The 20,408-nt window shown below is 61.8% G+C and carries 10 protein-coding genes; 5 read left to right on the forward strand and 5 right to left on the reverse strand.

The genetic code is table 11. The features are described 5' to 3' along the window. Positions 1 to 502 precede the first annotated feature (502 nt). A complete protein-coding gene (locus AAGA68_22460; protein ID MEM9387833.1) occupies positions 503 to 1,090 on the reverse strand; it encodes a TonB-dependent receptor plug domain-containing protein in 588 nt (195 codons plus the stop codon). A 1,218-nt stretch (positions 1,091 to 2,308) separates the two neighbouring features. Between AAGA68_22460 and AAGA68_22465 the strand changes: the two genes are divergently transcribed. Next, complete coding sequence (locus AAGA68_22465) at positions 2,309 to 5,392, forward strand: DUF4062 domain-containing protein (protein MEM9387834.1); 3,084 nt, start codon at positions 2,309 to 2,311, stop codon at positions 5,390 to 5,392. 1,476 nt (positions 5,393 to 6,868) lie between these two features. Here the strand turns inward: AAGA68_22465 and AAGA68_22470 are convergent. Both AAGA68_22470 and AAGA68_22475 read right to left on the reverse strand, forming a co-directional pair. After that, the gene (locus AAGA68_22470) at positions 6,869 to 7,495 is read right to left on the reverse strand and encodes a TIR domain-containing protein (GenBank protein MEM9387835.1); all 627 of its coding nucleotides are present in this window, start codon (positions 7,493 to 7,495) and stop codon (positions 6,869 to 6,871) included. A 302-nt stretch (positions 7,496 to 7,797) separates the two neighbouring features. Continuing rightward, a complete protein-coding gene (locus AAGA68_22475) occupies positions 7,798 to 9,921 on the reverse strand; it encodes a hypothetical protein (GenBank protein ID MEM9387836.1) in 2,124 nt (707 codons plus the stop codon). A 306-nt stretch (positions 9,922 to 10,227) separates the two neighbouring features. Between AAGA68_22475 and AAGA68_22480 the strand changes: the two genes are divergently transcribed. Then, on the forward strand, positions 10,228 to 10,866 hold the full coding sequence (locus AAGA68_22480; protein MEM9387837.1) for a hypothetical protein: 639 nt from the start codon (positions 10,228 to 10,230) through the stop codon (positions 10,864 to 10,866). Positions 10,867 to 11,042: 176 nt separating this feature from the next. Beyond that, positions 11,043 to 14,999 (forward strand): hypothetical protein, encoded by a 3,957-nt coding sequence (locus tag AAGA68_22485; protein ID MEM9387838.1) that lies wholly within the window; start codon positions 11,043 to 11,045, stop codon positions 14,997 to 14,999. A gap of 294 nt (positions 15,000 to 15,293) precedes the next feature. Here AAGA68_22485 and AAGA68_22490 read toward each other — a convergent pair whose 3' ends face one another. After that, complete coding sequence (locus AAGA68_22490; GenBank protein ID MEM9387839.1) at positions 15,294 to 16,241, reverse strand: prolipoprotein diacylglyceryl transferase family protein; 948 nt, start codon at positions 16,239 to 16,241, stop codon at positions 15,294 to 15,296. 2 nt (positions 16,242 to 16,243) lie between these two features. Here AAGA68_22490 and AAGA68_22495 point away from each other — a divergent pair, with 2 nt between their 5' ends. Then, complete coding sequence (locus AAGA68_22495; protein ID MEM9387840.1) at positions 16,244 to 17,614, forward strand: hypothetical protein; 1,371 nt, start codon at positions 16,244 to 16,246, stop codon at positions 17,612 to 17,614. Between the two features lie 260 nt (positions 17,615 to 17,874). Continuing rightward, on the forward strand, positions 17,875 to 18,642 hold the full coding sequence (locus AAGA68_22500; protein ID MEM9387841.1) for a methyltransferase: 768 nt from the start codon (positions 17,875 to 17,877) through the stop codon (positions 18,640 to 18,642). Between the two features lie 110 nt (positions 18,643 to 18,752). Here the strand turns inward: AAGA68_22500 and AAGA68_22505 are convergent, their stop codons facing one another. Beyond that, positions 18,753 to 19,757: a hypothetical protein gene (locus AAGA68_22505; protein ID MEM9387842.1), complete on the reverse strand. Its 1,005-nt coding sequence runs from the start codon at positions 19,755 to 19,757 to the stop codon at positions 18,753 to 18,755. Positions 19,758 to 20,408: the final 651 nt, after the last annotated feature.

A 20,408-nucleotide genomic window follows, 5' to 3' on the forward strand; every position in this document is an offset into this window, starting at 1 on the left:
CCTCGCCACGCCGATTGCCATCGAGCGCTAGCTAGCGATACTCAGCGCCACTCCGGCTTGCTAACGGCCGTAATCGCTAATCTCAAGCGCCGATATCGGTCACTGCCGGCGGCGACGCTTGCGTGCATCGAGGGACGGAAAGGCGACCACCATTGAGGCTGCTCGACGCCGGCCGCTCACCCTTCGAAGAGAGTGCGCTGAGATCGAACAGTGGCTCAGTTCACGGCGCGCCGCTGACGGAGGATCGGACACTAGCATCGGCAAGGCGCGGCGAGGCAAGTCGCGGAAGCCGCATGCCCCACTCGATGGAGGCTTGGCAGACCGGTGAGAAGATCAGGAGAGAGGGCGGCGGTTGGCCCTTCACGAAGACGCCGCCGCCATGTTCCTCGGCAATTCGCCCCTTAATCTACGACCCTGCCCAGATGCCGAACATCTCCGTACGAGCCTTGTTCGGCAGGTGCGGACGACCGGCGATACACCAGGGCACTTGGCGCTCAGCGGTCTAGTAGGGAGAGTGGCTCCAGCGGGTTCGACCCCACGTTGAAGGTCTGCACGCCCTGACGGTCGAAGTCATCGAACCCGTCCTCGCCAAAGGCGGCGGGGCGTCGACGGTGCCGAACTCGGCGAAGTTCGTATCCGCGTAGCTGCCGATGAGCTCCACCCGCAGGCCCGCGATCGCCTCCGGTTCGAAGAGCAGCTTGCCGCGCAAGGTGAGGGCTTCCTGGAACAGGGCGTTGTCATCGGAGAGGGCGTTGGTCACGCCGAAGTCTTGCTCCCGGTAGTCGGCCGCAAGGCGGAAGGCGACCTGCTCCTCGAGGATCGGCCCCGTGATCATCCCGGAGAATTGATAGGTCTCTTCACTGCCCGTGATGGCTCTGACCTTCGAGCGAAAGTCATACTCGGGGTCTGCAGTGTTGATGATCAGGGCGCCGGCCAGCACGTTTCGCCCCTGCACGGTGGATTGTGGACCGCGCAGGATTTCGACCTGATTCACGTCCCAGAGGTTGGATGCCCCCTGGTTGGCGTTGAAGCTGCCGGTCGCCCCGTCCACGTACACGTTGGCGGTGGGATCCGGTACCGGTGAACCCAACCCCGGTGAGCTGGATACCCCGGATGGACAGGTCGTTGAGGGCGTCGCCGCTGAGGGTCGAGACGTTCGCAACGCGAAGCAAGGCGTCGCGGACGTCGAACAGCGCCTGGTTGGTAGTCGCCTCGGTGATCACCGCAACCGACACCTCGGTCTTTTGCAACGACTCGAAGCCCTTGGTGCCGGTCACGATCACCTCTTCAAGGGTGCGCCCATCCTCGTCTGCCGCCACCTCGGCGCCATCGTCGTCGTCGGCCCAGGCGGGGGTGGAAAGGAACATGAAAAGACTGGTCAGAGCAGTGGTGGCGATAGTGGCTTCAAAGCAGGCTCCGTGGCGGTGGTGATTGGCTGGTGGGAATGTATTGGAGAACTAAAGGCGAATCGCTCTCATGCGTGCCTTGTGTTATTGGCGGCGAAGCGCGCTCTGATCTGGTCTCCTGAGCGGCACGTCTTGTTGGAGACTTGTGGCCTAGTTCCGTGGAGCTCTCGGGCTCGGTTCTGTATCCCCGACTGCCTCGCCGCTGACTTTCCGCTCGGCCAGCTGGTAGACACGATTAGCGACTAGCGCGGCACCCGATGGTTCTCGCGAGGCAGGGCGGGTTGCTTCCGAGCGTCCGAGGGAGCCGACTGCAAGTCGCGTTTCGCGACGCCCGCGCTCGATTCGAAGTAGGTAGTCTTGTGCGCTGGGCTGTGCTCGACTTCCCTACAAATCCGGTGGGATGCTGCTACCGCGCCCGGTGTTGATGCAGCGTCCTAAAACTGGCCGATCCAACGGGGGCCCTGGGTGCAAAAGGCTCGCCAAGGTGCGGGTCCCGTGCGGGTGGTCCCATGTGACAGAATCCGCCAGCCGAATGCATACGCTCACTTCGCTAGATGTTCCGTGGACGCCCGCTTGGGAGGCTAGGCAACTCGTGGAGATCACGTTGATGAGTCAGTCCATCGTGCTGTGCTGGCCGACCGGTGCCCACTTCTGAGCACGTCTTGGGGCACGCGATCGCCAAGCGCAGCAGATTGGCCCGCGGCCTCCGTTGGTTCCGGAGTTTAGAAAGTAGGTGGATTGTGGAAAAGTGGAGATCGTCGCGACCGACGCATGGAGCTGGCAATTGCAGGCGGGTGGGGGTGTTGGTTGGTTTGGTTAGGCTAGCCGGCGAAGCGGGTGGGGCACTGCGCGAAACGACATGAGTAACGCCGCGGATAAGACAGTGGGGCTTGGGAAACACTATGGCAGAGGATAGCTACAGGGTGATGCTGTCGAGCACATTCGATGACCTCGAGGAGCATCGTGAATTGGCGATTCAGGCGATTAGGCAACAAGGGTTGTCTGTCGTTGCCATGGAGGAATTCCCGCTGTCCGCTCAGCGTGATGTCATCGGGCAATCGATCGAAATGGTCAATTCTGCGGATGCTTACCTTTGCATCCTCGGTCAACGCTATGGAGAAGTTCGTTGCTGCAGTAAGCGAAACCCCAGCGGTGTATCGACAACGGCGCTCGAATTCCGACGCGCTCAAGAGCGCGATCTGCCGAGAGCGGGGATCGTATTGACGGGGGACTACCCCCTTCCCGCAAACAAGTTTGATTTCGACGAGGCGACGCGAGGGAAGCTCGAAGTGCTCCGAGCGGAGGTTCGTAGTGATCGTGTTGCCGCCCCGGTGAGTTCGGAGTCTGAGTTCATAAACGCTGTGCATGTGGCGGCTCACAAGCTCCGTCTGGCCTGCCAGGAACGGGACGCCATCGAGGCGTCAGTTGCTAGCTCCAACGGGTCACGTCAGTCGTCCGTAAGGGAACTTCCACCACCCGCTCCCCCGTCCTTTCACCTCGTGACTCCTCTCTCCCAGGGCATGCCATTCGTTGGACGCGAGCGCGAGCTTGGAGAGATCAGCACTTGGGCGCTCTCGAGCGCACCGATGCTAGTGGTAGAAGCCATTGGCGGCATGGGTAAAAGCATGGTCACTCACCGCTGGGCAAGCGAGCATGCGCAACGAGTGCTGCCTGCTCTCGCCGGTCGGTTCTGGTACTCCTTCTACGAGGAGGGGGCGAGTATGCGAGATTTCTCCGTGCAGGCACTGGCTTACATTGAGAACGTCCCTCCCCCCACCTTTAAAAGCCTCAATCGTCACGATCTCCGTGTGCGCCTAACCCAGCATCTCGCCCTGCGGCCATGGCTGTTGGTGCTTGATGGGCTTGAGCGGGTGCTAATCGCCTATCACCGCTACGATGCGGCGCAGATCACCGACGAGGAAGGTGATGGCGTGCGTGAGGGCGAGGAGCGCGATCCCAACCTCTGCATCCGCCCTGACGACGACGAGATGTTGCGCGATCTAGCTTCCGTCATGCCGTCAAAGATCTTGATCTCAACGCGCAATATGCCGACAGCTCTGCGCCTGTCGGGCGTAGGCGGGGTTCGGGCAGGGGTGGCTCATCTCCGACTCACCGGGCTGGCCGGCGATGATGCGGAGAGGGTGATGAGTAACGCCGGAGTGAGCGGAGACGGCGCGCTGATGCGACCTTACCTGGAAGGCAACTTTGGGGGCCACCCGCTTATGGTCGGCGTTATCGCCGGCCTCATTCTGGAGCATGCCCCTGCGCCGGGCGACTTCGATCAATGGTTCAACGATCCGGAAGGTGCGAATGCCTTGAACTTGACTAAGGTCGAGGGCGTGGTGAGCAAGCGCAACCATGTGCTCAAGGTTGCCCTTGAAGGCCTGGAGCCCGATGAGTGGAAGCTCCTTGGACGGTTGTCGTTTTTCTCCGGCGCAGTCCCCTACACGACACTATCCGCCATCAATCCGTGCCTCCCACCTCGCCCCGCCAGGGTCGAGGATCCAAAGCAAATGGCCTTACGAGATGAGCGTCGACGTGAGGTGGCTGAGGCAGCTTACACAGCATACCTAGATAGGCTCCAGGAATGGGAAAAGTCGCATGAGCGCACGGAGGCCGAGCACTGGCTACGGAGGGTCTTGCGATTACTGCAACGCCGTGGGCTAGTGACCAGAGAACCGGATGCGGCAAGTTATGACCTCCACCCGCTTGTGCGCGGTCTCACCCGCGCCAAGCTCACCACTACTGATCGCGCAGAGATGGGTGTGCAAACGGCGGACTACGCGCGTGAGCAAGCGCCTCGACTGTTGTCAGTCGATAGCAGTGCCGAAGACGTAGATCGCTACCTTGAGGTTGCGCGCCTACTGCTGCTTGGCGGCCAAGTCGTTGTGGCGTCCCGTATGCTACGTACTTCCGGTGTGGCCTACGCGTGTTCGCGGACCGGTCGTAGCCGTGCGCTCTACGAAATGGTCGCGCAGCTGCTTGAGCCCGATCTTTCGGCAGGAAGATCGGACACTCCCAAATACACGGTCCGCGGACTCGCCAATCAGCTCTCGATTGCCGCCAGTCGCATTGGATACCAAAGCGAGTTTCGTTCGGCAGCTCTGTTGAACCTTAAGGCAGGACTGGAAGATGGTGATTTGCGATGGGCTGTTGTCGCGCTTGTCAACTTCTCCAAAGCCGAACGGTCGCTCGGTAACCTGGCCTCTGCTATGCGTCTCATGAGTCTCGCGAGTGTTGCTGCGTCCGCCACCAATGTAGAAGTCCAGGCGATTCACGCGCTTCTGCTTTGCGAGTTGAACATCGTTCGTGGCGAGCTTGACTGGCAACGGCACACGCCGCTGGCTGAGCTTGGTAGTCCCAGCAGGTTTAAAGGGCCGAGTTATCTGAACTCCCGAGTCATCGGGGATAAGGTCCGTGCTGACCGCTATGCAAAGAGCTTGACCGAAGACCAAGTCATCGCCGCTTTGGCGCATAGGCTCGTTAGGGATGACGTTAGTACGCGTCAACAGATATTGGTCGACGAAGCGCACCTCCTGCGCGATCAAGATGCGGAGGCGCGAGCGCGCGGAGTGTTCGCTGAGGCAATTCACCTTGGTCGCGAGCAAGATGCGCCCGTGTACTCACTGGAAGCTGAGTACGCTGCGTCTATGGCGCGGCTGGGCGAGCATGAGGAAGCCCGCGAATACGCAGATCGGCTCAGTAGTCTGCGTGAGCCGCCTCATCTGCGTCTCGCCGAACTACGGCTGGTGCTCGGCGATGCCGAGAGAGCGCGCTCACAAGCTCTATTAGCGTATCCAAAGGCGTGGGCCGACGGGCCACCATTCGCATTCCATTGGGATTTGCGCGACTGCCGTGCTGTGCTAAAGGCAGTTGGGGAGCCCGAACCGCATCTACCGTGCAAGCGCCCGGAGGACTTGCCGCCGTTCGAGTTCGAGGAGGAGGTTTTGGAGGGGGTCAAGAAGGGTAAAGCTGAAAAGGCGTAACTAAGGCCTTTGCGGTGGGCTTGTTCGCGATATTCGTTTCAGCTTGCAGTGGCAAAGCTCAATGCTGAGCTAGGCCGTGATGGACGAGTGGGATGCGGGTGCGGAGTATTCCCCGATCTCGAGTGGCGCGCGAGAGGTAAGTTCATCCTCTGTGACTCTTGCTTTCGGCCCGACCTCCTGCCCTCGCTTGGAACACCCAATATCGGACTGTCATAGGCATTGTCTCGGACTCGAGATCCTTCTCCTTTGGTACCAAGCGGTCGATGTTTCCAGCATGTTGAACGTCTACGAGAGTCCCGATTACGGCTGGCACTCTCCAAAGCTGAATGCGCGCACCGCTTGAGTTTGCGAATCGTTCGTCCCAAGTGTTCAGTAGCTCAAATCCGGAATCTAGTACGCCTCCTACAATCGTGTCCGTGTCGAGCCTAGGCCTCTCTGCGATCGGCTCCAGAATCTTGAGGTCGATTGCTAGTGCGTTTTGCAGAATCCTGTGGCGAAGCTCGTCGTTACTTGTTGAGTACGCGCTATCGACGTCACTAATGGCCGTATTGTGCGCGCAGAGTGCCAACAGTCCTCCATCAACGAGATGTTCTCTGCACCAATTCGCTAACTTAGTGAAGTCTTCGAATCCACTAGCCACCGCGGGGATCGAGAGATGCATGGCGATCAAATCGAATTGTGTGGTGGTGAACGTATCGGTTGACGCGGTGTAGGCGAAAGGGTTGTGCGAGTGAGATCGTTGGTGAATCGATGGATGACCGGGATGGCGGACTGCAGGGTCGGTGTTTCCATAGCCAAACGCAACATGCGGGGAGATGAATCCAGAAGCGTTATCTGCAGTTGAGAGGAATGCTGTCTCATCTCATGAGACAACTCGCCGGTGCCGCACGCAAAGTCCAGTACCCTAGGGTTCTCCATGCGATGCTCTTGGAGCAAGTTGACGAGCTTCTCAGCAAAATGATTGATGCTGGCGCGATGCGCGCTCCAGCGCCCGTCGAACCGGTGTTTGCAATACCGAGACCAGGCTAGTGCGCATTGATCCCAGAGTTCTGGTGTGATGACTGTGCACGCTTCGGCCTCCCTTGCTACGAGCCGAAACGCGTCGAGGTAGGGTTTGAATGGTCTTGTTTCCTCGTCAGCGAGGGCCTGGAATCTGGTGGTGACCGATTTGCGAGTATCTCTATTCTCGTTGGGTAAGTACTGGGCAACATAGAGAACACGACTGCCGCTGGCGCTGTCGAGCAAGCTCCCGCCGATTGTCGAATGATGGTGGGCTCGCCGAAATGTCAATTCTCGCAGGTTAGGTAGGCTATAGGAATCCCTCGTCAGTAGATCGGCTATTGCGAACATGGCGGACTCGCACAGCGCTCGATGGTTGGCACCGTCCCACAGCTCCCCATCTTGCTCAGATGCAAAGACCACATGCACGGAACATAGGTCGAGCGGGCGACTAGCTAATTCAATCGCTGATGCGAGCTACTTCGCTAGCTGGCTGTGATTGATGCCTACGAAGACTGCATCCTTCGCGTCTGCAATATCCTGTAGCCACTGCGCGTCGGTTACGTCTCTTTGCATCGGAGGAGGTGCATCAGCCCACTCCATCACCCGTGACAGGAACGATTGGCTCTTGATTCGAAGCAAGTCGTCGCTCATTGGGTGTCGGTCGGAAAGTGCCTTCAAGCGCTCAATTAGCGCCCGCATGTCGTCGACTGCCTTACGTCCAGTGCGCGGTTCAGTCGAGAAGTGCAGTCTCACTGCTGTGTTGTCGAGCAAGGTGGGGAAATCGCCAGGATGTCCAAGCACGATCGAGACGTGGTTTCTCTCGCTGTTCAGCTCCGCTCGGCCTAGCTCCATTAGGCAGTTCCCGGATTGAAAATACTCGCGAGTGAGCACTGAGATCACCAGTTCTGCCTGCTCGAGGCTCCTGATTACGTCCCTGCGATAGGTCTCCCCGGGATGTGTGGCTGCGCGAGGTGCGGTGAAAGCGTAGACTCTCGGCTCGTCAATGCCGATTGCCGAAATTAGGTCTACAAGTGAATGTGCAACTTCACTTGCATCCTCCGCGTAGGATATGAAGACCGATTTCTTGGTTCGAGTGGTCATGGTTGTGTTGGTCTGCGGGTCTGCTTGGCTCTTGTGCGCGCCTCGGAGAGGGCCGGTCCAAGGCTGTGACGTGGGCAGTGGCTTGTCGACGATCATCGTAGTTCTTGATCGCTTGACCTTACATCAGGTTAGCGACGATTCACGATGCCTGGTTTCGCTAGTCCAGAAGTCGATCTAGAGCAAGCCGGTGGCTGTACGGTACACCCACCGATGCTGGCTTCCGAAACGAGTCCGTCGGGACAGGGATATCAGGTGCTCTATCGACGCGTACGCAGTCGTCTCGCTAGCTCGCGCAGATCGCACTAGTTCGCCGCCTGCAACCCCGGCAAGGTATCCAGTGAGTTGCGATCGGGGTGCGCCTCGTACGCCGCGCACCCAGCACTCGCCGCTCGCCAGTGGTGCTCGGCCAAGGTCTCTTCCCCGAGTAACCCGTAGGATTGGGCGACTTGCACCTGGCCCGATGTTGCCAAGCTCGTCATGTCAGCCTGCTCGAGGAGCGAGCGCATCTGCACCATGGTGTCTGCCATCTCCGAGGGTGACGGCATCTGCGTGGATGCGATGCGGCCGAGCAGCATGGCGTGGGCGACCATCAGTGACGAGTCGTCGGAGGCTCGGGCGCGATCGCGAAGCACCGTTTGCAAGGCGCGCTCGTAGGCGCCGGCAGCATCCGCGGCGCGACCGGCGCGTCGGTAGGCATCGCCGAGCAGTGCGTATACCTCGTAAATGTCCGGCGAGGCATCGCCGTACAGGCTCAGCGCCAGCTCGCGAAAGTGCACCTCTTGGGTGTGTTGGTGGCGAAGGCCTAGCACCTTGCCGAGCGATTCAGGTCCAAGCGGTGACGAGGGATCGAGTGTCATCAGTGTGCGGGAGGTCTCCTCGGCCCCGGTGAGATCGCCAGCGCAGGTGAGCAACGCGGCGAGGTTGTTGAGCACCACGGGTTGGGGGTTGATGTCGGCGGCGCGCTGCAGGTGAGGGATCGCGCCGCTGCGGTCGCCTGCGAAGTAGCTGTAGGTGCCTGCCCAGAAGTGCCCCACGTAGAACTCCGGTTCGAGTGCGGTCACGGCCTCAGCGTGTTCGACTGCCCGGGGCAGTGCACCCTCGGCGCCCTTGTAGCCCAGGGAGAATTTGCCACGCGCTGCGGCGAGCAGCAGATCGACGTGCTCGGGGTGCTTGGCGAGCATCGGCTCGACCAGCGCTACCGCGGCATGGGGCCTTTCCTCGCGAATCAGTAGCTGCGCGCGCGCAGCGGCAACGTAGGGGTTGTCGGGGGCGAGCTCGCCCGCCGTGTCGCACGCGGTGTTGGCGTCCGGCAGGAACGACTGATCGCTGTCCGTCCAGTATAGGCGCGCCAGCGCTTCGCACTTCACCGCGTGCGCTAGGGCGAAGGCGCCGTCGCGATCCACGGCGGCTTGAGCAAGTTGAAAGACGCGACGCAGGGCGTTGGCATCGCCTTCGGGTTCTAGGTCGAGGGCTCGACGAGCGTTCAGGTAGCTTTCCATGGCTTGCACCTGGCGTGTCCCGGCGGCCACCGAGGGTCTCGCCTCGCCATCTCCCGCGTCGAGCGCCTCCGCCACGCCCGCTGCCACGCGCTGTGCCACCTCTGCGTCGAGCGCGCTAGATCGCGCCGTCGCGTACCAGATTCGCTGCGACGCCGAGTGCGTGGCTAGGGTGAACTCGAGCAGAGCATGAAATCCCTTAGGTCGGTGACCGATGTGCAGCACCGGTCCACCTCCCGCGAAGGCGACTAGCTGGGGAAAGTCCTCGATGCCGGGCATCCCCTTTCCGGCGGTGATGAATCTGGCGTCGCGCAAACGCTCGCCGAGCGAGATGCGCATAGCATCGGCGAAGCGGGTTGGGACATCGCCGTCGGCGACGATGACAAGGGACTCTAGGCCGGGTAGCTTGGGGGCATCGGTCGATGCCGAGGGCACGGACACTCGAAGCCCGACGACGACGGCGGCAACCACAAACACAGCGGCAGCGGCGGCAAGCCATGCGCTCCCGCGGCGGTCCGTTGCCAGCGCTCCTCCCGGCGCGTCGGCCGCGCCCGCAGCTGCCTCGCGTCTAGCACTCCGCTCGGCGCGCGTCGCCGTTCCCCCCTCGGCCAGGGGCGGCGCAGCGGCAACTGCCTCGGTGTCTTCCCCATCATTGGCCCCATGCACCGGTCTGGCTAAAAGCTGCGCCAGTGGCACTTGCAGGGCCTGCGCCACGAGCTCCGCCTTATCCAATTGAATATTGCGCCCATTGAATGCGCGCCAAACGAGCTTGTGCGGAGGGTTGTCGTAGAGCGTCGGGTGCTTCTCTAAGATTCTGAAAGCGATGGTCGCTTGCTTGAACTCCAGCGCCACTCGGGCTTCCTCGAGGGCGCCGCGGGACAGCATCACGGTGGTTTTCTTCGCACTCGCGTGCTGATTCTTGTCGTCCATGACCCCTACCCAGAGCAGCCCAGCGCTTACCACCCCTTCAGTGCGCCCGCCCGCAGCGGGTTCGCACCGGGAGCGTCACGATACTGCATTCCCTGTCGGCGGGTAAAACAACACACCTCAAGGCTGTCCGAATAAGGACAACAGAAGTAATAACGTAAACGGAATTAGTGTCTTGCGCGGGTGTCCGGCGAATGACATTGCGTCCGATCGTGGCACCGGTGAATGCTCCGAAGCGTGCTCGCACGACGTGGACCGGAGTCGAGCAGCGCCGACCTCAACAGTTCGACGTTTCACAAGGAGTAGGTGATGAACCGCGAAGATCGAAGCATCCACAAGCGCACCGGCACATCTCACAGGTTGCTGGTCACCGCGGTGTCGGCGGCCCTCGCCCTGACCGCCATGGGGGCAGAGGGGGCGACCGTCGCCTTCGATGATGACGTGGAGGTGACGGTGGGCGAGCAGTTCACGATCACCCTCGCGATGGACTTCACGGACGAGGCCACCCTGGGCGGCGGGGTCGACGTGCTCTGGGATCCGCAGCTCTTAGAGCTGGTCTCGTGGGATCCCATCGCCTTCGGCGACCCTGACTTCGGCCGCGTGGGCGACATCGACGCCGTGGCGGGCTTCGTCGACGGCTTCGCCTTCGGCGACTTCAACGGCCTGGAGGGACCTGCAGACGTGGCCACGATCACCTTCGTCGCGTTCGCGGCCGGCTCTACGTCCGTGATGCCCCGGGGCGACGATACGGTGGGCGGCATGTTGGCTGGTTGCTTCGTCTCGGCGGTGACTTTCCAGTGTCAGTCCGTGAGTTTCGGCGATGCCAGTGTCGTGATCTCCGATGGCGCAGTCGTCCCCTTGCCGAGCGCTGCATGGCTGTTGCTGAGCGCCCTCGGCACTGCCTCTGGCCTGCGACTCACACGCCGGCGACTTGAGCTCGAGGGCTGAGGCCGTTGGCTGCCGTCGCGCCTGAGTTTCCGCCTACCCACGACGCCCATGCCGCCGCTTCCCCAGCGGCGGCACACCTCTAGCACCGAGCACCCATGCAGGTACGCGGCCAGCGGTGGCCGTCGCACCGTTGCGTGCGCTCGCCTATCGATAGGCTTGGCCTTGGAGAGCCACCCATGAACGCTTCTTCCATCTCTTCGTACACAGGCAGCGGTACATATGCGGCTGCCTCGAGCTGTGCGCCAATCCAGCGCTTAGTTGCCCCACTCGCCGCGATGTTCTCTTCAGTGATGCTCGCGGGCTCGCTCGCTGAAGCGGCCGTGCAGCTGCAGGTACAGGTCAATCCAGGCTCAGCAGCACCCAACGACTCCGCCCTCGTGGAGATCGCGGTGGCCAACGATGGGCCCACCCCGCAGACCGATTTGGCCGTGACGCTTGTGTTCCCCGATAGGGCCGCCAGTTTGGCGGAGACGCTGATCGAGGGGCCCTTCAACGCGGCCGCCTCCTGCGCCTCCTTGGGCTTCTCCAGCTCCTGCGAGCCGGGAGAGGTGCTGCGTTGGGATCTCGGCACCATCAACCCGGGTCGCATCGTGCTGCTGTCCCTGCCCGCGACCGTCGCCAGCGGGGCGATAGAGGGGCAGGTCATCGACTGGGAAGCCACCGCTTTCAATGATGCGAGCGACCTCGCCACCGCGTCCGCGGCACTCGTCGTGGCCGGCGCGGCACCGCCGCTTACCCTAGCCATTGCGGAAGACCGCGATCCGGTGCCGGCGGGCGATCTCCTGCTCCTGGACTTAAGCTACGGCAATGCCTCGACCGCTAGCGTGACCAACGCCAGCCTCGCGCTTACTCTGCCAGATGACGTGACGTTCGTGTCCGCCTCGGCGGGCGGTGTGGAGAACGCCGGCGTGGTGACTTGGAACCTCGGCACCCTTGCCGCCGGGGTGACGGGCGAACGGACCGTCACCGTGCAGGCGAACGCCGTCGCGGCCGGTCGCCTCCTGGCATCGGCAGCGCAGATCAGCGGTACGCAGAACTTCGCGGGCACGACACGCACGGCTGCCGAGACTGGCCGGATCGGTCCTCAGGGGCCGCTCTCCATGGCCTTGCAGGTCAACCCTCAGCCGAACGATATTGATAGATCGGCGCTAGTGGAGATGGTGGTGAGTAACCCCACGCCGACGCCAGTCTTCGGCGCCCTCCTACAGTTGCGCTACCCGGACGGTGTGGCCAGTCGGGCGGAAACGCTGATCGAGGGGCCCTTCGACGCGCCTTCCTCGTGCGCTGAGGCGGGCTTCAGCGCTTCCTGTGAGGCTTTTGAGTTTCTACGCTGGCCTTTGGGTACGATCAATCCGGGCCAAGCGGTGATCGCCAGCTTGCCGGCGGCGCTCTTGGGTGCCATCGATAGCGGCGATGTGATCGCCTGGGATGCGCAGCTTACCGACGATAGCGGCGCCTTGACCCAGGAGGCTTTCTCGCTGGCGATCGCAGATGCGCCGCCGCTCAGCCTGAGTCTCGACGACAGTCGCGATCCACTCCCCGCAGGTGCAAGCGGTCTACTGACCGTGCGCTACGGCAACACGTCAGGGGCGAGCGTCACCGACGCCACCCTGTCGCTCACCCTGCCGCCCGGCACGGCCTTCGTCTCTGCGAGCGGCGGCGCGTCAGAGGTAAACGGTGTCGTCAGCTGGAACCTCGGCACGCTCGCGTCCGGGGCCAGCGGCCGCCAGGACGTCGAGGTGACGGCCGATCCGCTCGCCGCTGGCACCCTGCTCGAATCGCACGCGCGCATCGAGGGGACTCAGAACTTTGCAGCCACCGTGCGAGAGGTGTTCGAGATCGGTCGCGTCGGGCCGCGGTCGGCCCTTAGCATGGCGCTGCAGGCCGATCCCTCACCCATCGACCCGGCTGAAGATGCGCTGTTCACGGTCACACTGACCAACGATACGCTCACCCCGGTGTTCGGCGCGAATGTACGCCTGCGCTACCCGAACGGAGCGGCAAGTGTCGATGAAGACCTCATGGACGGACCCTACGAGGCGGCGAACTCCTGCGCCGAGGATGGGTTCAGCGCTTCGTGCGAGGCCTTCGAGTTCTTGAACTGGCAGGTAGGGACCCTGAACCCCGGTCAGGCGGCGCTGCTTTCCCTACCGGTAGCGCTTGCCGGCGGCGTCGCCCCAGGCGCTCTGATCGGCTGGGAGGCACAGCTGCGCGATGACAGTGGCACTCTCACCCTGGAGTCGCAAACGCTCGTGGTCAGTGATATGCCTCCGCTCACGCTGACGGTAGCGGACGCGGCCGATCCGGTGCCCGCAGCACAGACCACAACGCTTGTCCTTAGCTATGGAAACCGTTCGGCGAATAGTGTCACGGATGCGACCCTGTCCCTAGATCTTGCCGACGGGCTCGCCTTCCTCACGGCGACTGGTGGCGGCGTCGAGGTTGACGGCACGGTGAGCTGGAATCTCGGCACGCTGGCGGCCGGCAGCGTCGGCGAGCAGCGCGTGCTGGTGCAGGCCGCATCCGTGATGAGCGGGACGTTGCTGCAGTCGGACGCGCGTATCGCGGGTGCGCAGAACTTCCAAGCCGTCGTGCGCGAAGTGTCAGAGATCGGTCGAGTAGGCCCGCAGGGCGCCTTGCGGTTAGCTCTGCAGAGCAATTCCCGACCTCTCGACCCCGGCGGCGACGGTCTCGTCGATCTGACGGTAACCAACGCCTCGCTCAGCCCCGTCTTCGGCGCCGCCGCGCGCCTACGCTACCCCGCGGGTGTGGCAAGTTTGGACGAGGGTTTCATCGGCGGTCCCTTCGATGCCGTGGGCTCCTGTGCCGAGGCTGGCTTTAGCGCTTCTTGCGAAGCGTTCGAGTTCCTCAATTGGCCCATCGGTACGCTGAACCCTGGCCAAACCGCACTGATCTCGTTGCCCACGAGCTTGCTCGGGTCTATCGATGCGGGCGCGCTAGTGGATTGGGAGGCTCAGCTGCGTGACGACAGCGGCGCCCTCACCCTGGAGTCGCAGGCCCTTCCGCTCGTGCAGGCCCCACCCCTGGCCCTCGGTATCGACGATGTGCGCGATCCGCTGCCGGCGGGGCAGAGCACGACCCTGCGCGTGCGCTACGGCAATCGTTCAGTCACCAGCGTGACCGACGCGTCGCTCACGCTCGAACTGCCCCCAGAGGTGACCTTCCTTTCCGCCACGGAGGGCGGCGTCGCGGCCGACGGCGTTGTCACGTGGCCCCTCGGCACCTTGTCGGCGGGTGCGATCGGTCAGCGCGTGGTGGAGGTGCTGGCCGGTCCGCTGAATGCGGGCACGCTGCTCGAGTCACACGCTCGCATCAGCGCCACTCAGGGCTTCGCCATGACCGAGCGCGATGCGTCCGAGATCGGTCGCATCGGGCCGGAGGCGCCCCTGGCGATGGACCTAAGCGTCTCGCCGGTGCCAGCGCAGGGCGGCGACACGGTATCCGTCGAACTCAGCGTGACCAATACCTTGCTCACGCCAGTGTTAGGTGGTCAGGTGATTCTGCGCTACCCGGACGGGGCCAACAGCCTGGCGGAGGGGGACATCGGTGGGCCCTTCGATGGCGCAGGATCGTGCTTCGAGGGCGGATTCTCAAGCTCGTGCGAATCCTTTGAGTTCCTGCGCTGGCAGTTCGATCTCGGGCCCGGTGAGAGGATCCAGCTGTCGCTCCCCCCGCAGCTCTCGAACCTGGCGGACGGTAACCTCATCAATTGGGAGGCGGCGCTCACGGACGACGACAGCGGCGTGGTCACTCTGGAGACCACAACTCTGCCCCTCGGGGTGGACTTCGACGACACGGACGGCGACGGGGTCGGGGCCTTCTTCGACAACTGCCTGCTCGTAGCGAACCCCCGCCAGCTGGACACGGACGGCGACGGCTACGGCAACGCCTGTGACCCGGACATCGCAGCTCCCAATGACTGCGTGGTGAATTTCCTCGACCTTGGGGTATTGAAGTCCGCCTTCTTCGCCACGCCAGAGTCGGCCGATTGGGAGCCTGACGCCGACTTCAACAGCGATGGCGTGATCAACTTCTTGGACTTGGGCACGATGCGCAACCTGTTCTTCAGTCGTCCGGGGCCGAGCGCAGCGTCGCAGGCATGTGATCCCTGAGCAGCCTGTTAGGGCGGCCCGATCGCGTTGGCGCGCGGTCGGGCCCGGGTATCGGCAAAGACGTAGTGGGTTTGCCGTCTCCCGGATACCGCTTCCCTGACATCGCGTGTCTGGTACCGGATGCAGTGTTGGGATGTGAGCTTTCGTTCACTGAGGTCGCTGCAATCTCGGACAGCCCGAGTGAAAGCACTCTCGTAGTGATCGTTGATCAGTCCATGCAAAATGCAGTGTCTTGTATCGTCCGCTAGCAAAAACTCGCGTGCGAATTCATCAACGAACTTCCAACTCAGGACACTAGCGTCTGCGGTTTCCCTGACTTGGGCCAATCAGGTTGCTTGACACCACAAGGCCGGCGCCCAAAGCAATGAGAGGGACGAATGTTACTCCCCGAAAGATCCAAATCGCACCTGACTGGGCAAGATGGGGGTCTGGAATGCGCGTCCACACTTCGATCGCGAGTCGGCTGATGGTGAATCCAATCACGAAGACTCCGGTGGTCAGCCCCGGGAAGCGAAGCAGATCCCATCGCCGCTCGAGAAAGCGCAGTAGGAAGAATAGCGCCCCGCATAGTACCGCCTCGTACAGTTGGCTTGCGTGATATCGATGCGGTAGTCCGTCCGTCCCGCATTGTGTGACTCCAAAGGGCGATGCAAACTCTCGCCCAAACCCCCATCCATCCAGGTAGGCCGCTACGTCTTGAGCAGCTAAATACACTGGTAGCGCAAGGGCCAAAAGATCCAGAACGGTGCGGATGGGGATTTCGCGTTTTCGCGCGAAGAACGTCGCCCCGACAAGGACGCCGATCAAGGAGCTGTGATAGCTTGTGCGAGCATTGGTATAGAGCTGAAAGAAGCTAAGCGGATTGTCGACAAGGCTCCCGAGCTCGTAGATGATTGCGTAGCCCATGCTGCCGCCGATGAGAATGCAGAGGGGCAGCAAGTAGAGGAAATCGTCCACGTCCTCTCGCAAGACCGGAAGTACTGTTTGCCCGTGCCTCTTGGTTCGCCTTCGGCAAACGACAGGGTAGACCGTCCTCCAGGCTAGTAAGAACCCTAGTGCCAGGAGCGCGGTAGACCAGGTGAGCTGTATCGAACCGAACGCGATGGCGACGGAAGGAACGGCCTCTTGTGAGCAATGATCCACCTGAACGTGTTCCCCATGCAGTCGGAAAGCCAGAGAGTTGAACGGGCACGGCGCAAGCCGCAGCGAGTTGGTTGGCGCTAGGCCGGCGCGCCTGTTCATGCATGAAGGCTAGCAAGCTGCTGAAAACCCCGCCTGTGCCGTTGACGCTACGCGGCGATTCGCGGGCTCAAGCGGTGCCGTCGGCCTCGGACCTTCGCAGCGCCTTCCGGCGCAATGCTACTGCCTTGGCTGTGTTTCGTATCTGCATCGTCGTGGCGGCGCTGATTGGCGGCGCGCTATTGGGTATCGTGCTGGCAGGGGCAGGTCACGACCAGCTTTCCGTGAGCGATGTCTACGTACTCATCGGCGCTTACATGGTGGCGCGGGCCGCCTTTACCTTGATGGTCAAGTGCCGACTGCCCCGCGAGGGAATACGGCTGCTGCTGCTCCGACCCTTCGATAATCGTGGTTCTGCTGAGGTACGGGCGCTCTGTCAGTCCTTGGCGAAGTGCGGTCTCTGCGTCACCTTGTCTGATCGTCACTACAGTCCGGGAACCTGGGAGCGCTGTTTAGACTACGGCAACGTGATGCTGAACTTTTTGCCATTGCGCGCGTTGCTAGCGTCCATCATCCCAATGCGTCCGAGAGCGATGGTGGTGCGAAGCCGTGCGGATCTTCACGTGCTTCGCTCCGACCTCATTAGGCGTCACTCCTTAAATCGCGTGTTCCGGTTTGCTCTGAACGAGGAGTGGCTGGCAAAGCGTGGGGCGGCGCTAGGTGTTTTTTGCGCGGATGAAATGTGGCGGGAGGTAGTCATGTTCTTGTCGCGCTCGGCCCACGTAGTCGTCGTTGACGCCAGTCGCCCGGGACCCGGCATGGAATGGGAGCTGTCGTACTTACGGCGTCTCGGGCTGTTTGAGCGAGTCGTGTTTGTCCACCACGCAACCGCTGAGGTGCCAATGGACGTGACGTCCGAGAGCTTTAGGTTTGACCGTGAAGGGGTTACAGAAGCCAAGGCGCTGGAACAACGCATCGCCGACATCGCTAGCCGGGCGATCCGTAGTGCAAGCGAACAAAGCGTGCCGCATCCAGCGTCCAGGAATTGGAAGCTCTCGACTTGGCAAGAGCGATTGGCCGAGAGAGTCTCGTTAAACCGACCTTACGCCATCCTTGGTATCTCGTTTGTCGTATCTCTTTGCTTGTGCTGGTTGGTGCACACGGCGCTGTCGATGAAGGCGCTTGTGCTGGAGTTGCAAGGCGGAGCGCTGCTGGCACTCGCAGCAGTTTTTGGCGTTGCCCTAGCGGCTGCGAGTATTCGCCATCGTATGCTGTTGATCAGTCTCGGGACGCTCTTGGGGGCGCTCGGGTTGTCGGTCGTTACTTCTTTAGTGCGCGGCGAAACGGTACTTCCGTACGCTGCGGCCGGTGTCGTTACCGTCGTGGTAGCAGTCCTTGCCGTGGCGCTAGTGGCGATCCCCGACGAGCGGTGGTAGCACGTTGACGGCCTGCAAAGCCAGCTCCAGGCGTATGCTTGCACAGCAGACCAATGAGCGGCGGCAAACGCCAACCGCAAGTCAGGCCCAATCACTGGCGATGCTTGCGCTCCTCGCGTTCCACCGCGCGTGGGTGCAAGACTTCTGGCGTGCGACGGTTGAGCTTCCATAGGCTGTGATCGGCGCTACGCTGTCTTGACCATTGAGTGGACTGTTGTACAGTGCGGCGATCCAAACCCACTGGCAGCTAGGAAGCGAAGATGAAGCACACCCTATTGGCTGTTGCGGCCACCAGCGCCGCGGCCGTCTTAACCACCGCCGTGAGCGCCCAAGACGCCGACCCGACGGCGTCCAAGATCGAAGCCGCCCTTGAGCTCCCCTATCGCACGGAAGCCGACCGCGCGCGCGATCGCAACCGACGGCCCGTCCAGGCGCTCGCTCTCATGGGTTTGCGCGAGGACATGCGCGTGTTCGAGTTTGGCCCCGGCAATGGCTGGTACACGAAGATCCTGGCCCCTGTGCTCAAGGATAAGGGCCATCTCAGCATTGCCTATGCCGAGGAGTGGCTGGCTGATCTCGACGAGCTTATGCAGGCGCCGCAGATGGAAAAGGTGCAACGGGTCAACCTGGCGATGGGCTGGGACGATGAGTTGCTCGCCTTCGAGTTCGACGGCATGGACTTCCAGGCCAGTGAGCTCGATATGTTTCTGAACATCCGCGAGTATCACAATCTGCACGGCGAGGAGCGAGCGGAGTTCAACAACGCAGTGTTCGCTGCCCTCAAGCCCGGCGGCAGGTACGTGGTGATCGACCACACGCGTCGCCACATGCAGAACGACACGCCAGAGAACTGGCGGCGCGAAGATCCCGTGACCGTGCTCATCGAGGTGATGGAGGCTGGCTTCGAGCTGCTCGAGCAGTCCGACATGTTCTATCGCCTAGACGATACGTTGGAGTACGAGGTGGGTCGACGCACGGTGGCGGGGAACACGGATAGGTTCTTCTTCGTGTTTCGCAAGCCCGACTAGCGCGATCTGTGGTTGACACTGCTCAGCTCGCCGCAAAGTCGATCGATCAAGCCGGCGTCTGAGCTTCTGGGCTCGCAAGCGGCTTTCGAGTGCGGGGGGCGGCACCAGGGTTAGCTGTAGTGGAATGCTCGCTCGGACCGAAGATCTGCAACGACTGCAGCTAGTGTACGAACTACCGCGGATACCGACTGCGTGGTCATGACAGCACTGAGTTGCGCGTAGTCCAGACCAACGAAGGTACGCGTGCCACGTCTGAGCATGGTAATTGTGTGCTTAAACTTCAGTAAGGGAGTGGATAGCTTCGACAACGGTCTGGGCAGAGCTGAGTCGCCAAGGACCCAGTCTGCAATGTGACCAGCTACGCCGCCGAACCCCCCGAGTATCAGGAGCGGGACGTCGCTTTCGAGCGCGTAGTAGACCTCTTCTGCAACGCCGGGCATTGCGCCTGCGTATCCTCGCATCTTGCCTCCGAGAGCGATTCGCAGGTCTACCGTGGGGATGGCCAGCTTGCTTTGGCTACTATGAACCGCGGCTCGCATTCTGGTGAGCGCATCGCGTTCGCGTTTGCCATCGTCACCAGGCCCGTCCGGTGGGTCCACGCGGTAGATGCTGCAGATGCCGTGGAGATCTGCCTCAGCTGCAGCCGTAAAGCTCTTGTGGTGCGGCCAAGCCTGAACGCTCTCAAGTAGCGGCGTGGTCTCTTCGTCGCTGCCGTCCTCAGCCTCTTCGCGCGTCGCATTGATGGCCGCATCAAGGAGTACTTGGCTGAAGGGGTCGTCATCTTTGATCCAACCCCCATACTGAACTTGACAGCCACCGTTCATGAGCACTCGCGCCAAACGCACTGCGAGTTCATCGTAGTGGTGAGTGCCGAAACCCAGTTGGCGGCCGTCGGGGGCGGGGCTGGAGGAGATGCCCACTCGCACTGCCGCCGACCTATCGGTGGCATGGGGAATCTTCTCTTGCTGCAGATCGGCAAAGGTGCTAAGCGTGACGCCGTTTTTGTGATCCACTACCGACGTGTAGAACCGCTCCTCTTCGGGCAACAGCTCTCGGCCAGGATGAATGAGCTCAATCGCTTGTCCTTCCTTGGCGAGTTCCTTTAGTTCCCGCATGAGGCGAAGTAGTGAGTGCGATTCGGGTACCCATGTGAGGAAAACTCTTAGGGCACCCTCGCTCTCTTTCAAGGTGACAGCTAGCTGGCGAGCTCGGAGCCGATGTATTTCAAAGAGTAGAGACTCGAGAAGCAGTCGATCAACTATCTCGCTAGCTCGCTGCTGATCCCATGCGGTAACGGGTACGTTGCCCAACTCCGGTAGGGAGGGACTCCAAGTCGTTCCTGGCTCAAGAACGCCGACTAGTGGTTGAACCTTGTATACGATCGAGTGCCCTCCAATCTGATCGACTTGTCGAGGCTCTCGCGCGATGCTCAGTTCTTCGCGACACCAAGGACGCATTGCATACTGTCCTGTCCAAACCGCGATCATGCCAGCGGTGTCAGACGCTGCAGCAGACTTTAGGCGATCTCGCCATGAATAACCCGCCGGCAGGTCCGACTCGTCGTACCACGCCTGAATCTGACCATACTTGTATATTGTGCTTCTCAGTTGCTCCGCGATCCTGACCCCTCCTCGCTTCGCATGACTCACGAAAACACTGATCTCATCGGGCTCGCTGTTACGCGTAGAGGTGTCGGCTGCGCCATTTCCTAGGGTCCGGGCCGCCGCTCGGAGATCGCGGCATAGTACGGACGTAACCTGTCGGCG

The sequence above is a fragment of the Pseudomonadota bacterium genome (assembly GCA_039193195.1).
GTDB lineage: Bacteria > Pseudomonadota > Gammaproteobacteria > Steroidobacterales > JBCBZW01 > JBCBZW01.

Excerpts from the sequence above, each read along its gene's own strand:
- AAGA68_22485 (MEM9387838.1), top strand. The coding sequence starts at position 11,043 with ATGAACGCTTCTTCCATCTCTTCGTACACAGGCAGCGGTACATATGCG.
- AAGA68_22505 (MEM9387842.1), bottom strand. The coding sequence starts at position 19,757 with ATGCGGGAACTAAAGGAACTCGCCAAGGAAGGACAAGCGATTGAGCTC.
- AAGA68_22475 (MEM9387836.1), bottom strand. The coding sequence starts at position 9,921 with ATGGACGACAAGAATCAGCACGCGAGTGCGAAGAAAACCACCGTGATG.
- AAGA68_22495 (MEM9387840.1), top strand. The coding sequence starts at position 16,244 with ATGAAGGCTAGCAAGCTGCTGAAAACCCCGCCTGTGCCGTTGACGCTA.
- AAGA68_22490 (MEM9387839.1), bottom strand. The coding sequence starts at position 16,241 with ATGAACAGGCGCGCCGGCCTAGCGCCAACCAACTCGCTGCGGCTTGCG.
- AAGA68_22500 (MEM9387841.1), top strand. The coding sequence starts at position 17,875 with ATGAAGCACACCCTATTGGCTGTTGCGGCCACCAGCGCCGCGGCCGTC.
- AAGA68_22480 (MEM9387837.1), top strand. The coding sequence starts at position 10,228 with ATGAACCGCGAAGATCGAAGCATCCACAAGCGCACCGGCACATCTCAC.
- AAGA68_22465 (MEM9387834.1), top strand. The coding sequence starts at position 2,309 with ATGGCAGAGGATAGCTACAGGGTGATGCTGTCGAGCACATTCGATGAC.
- AAGA68_22470 (MEM9387835.1), bottom strand. The coding sequence starts at position 7,495 with ATGACCACTCGAACCAAGAAATCGGTCTTCATATCCTACGCGGAGGAT.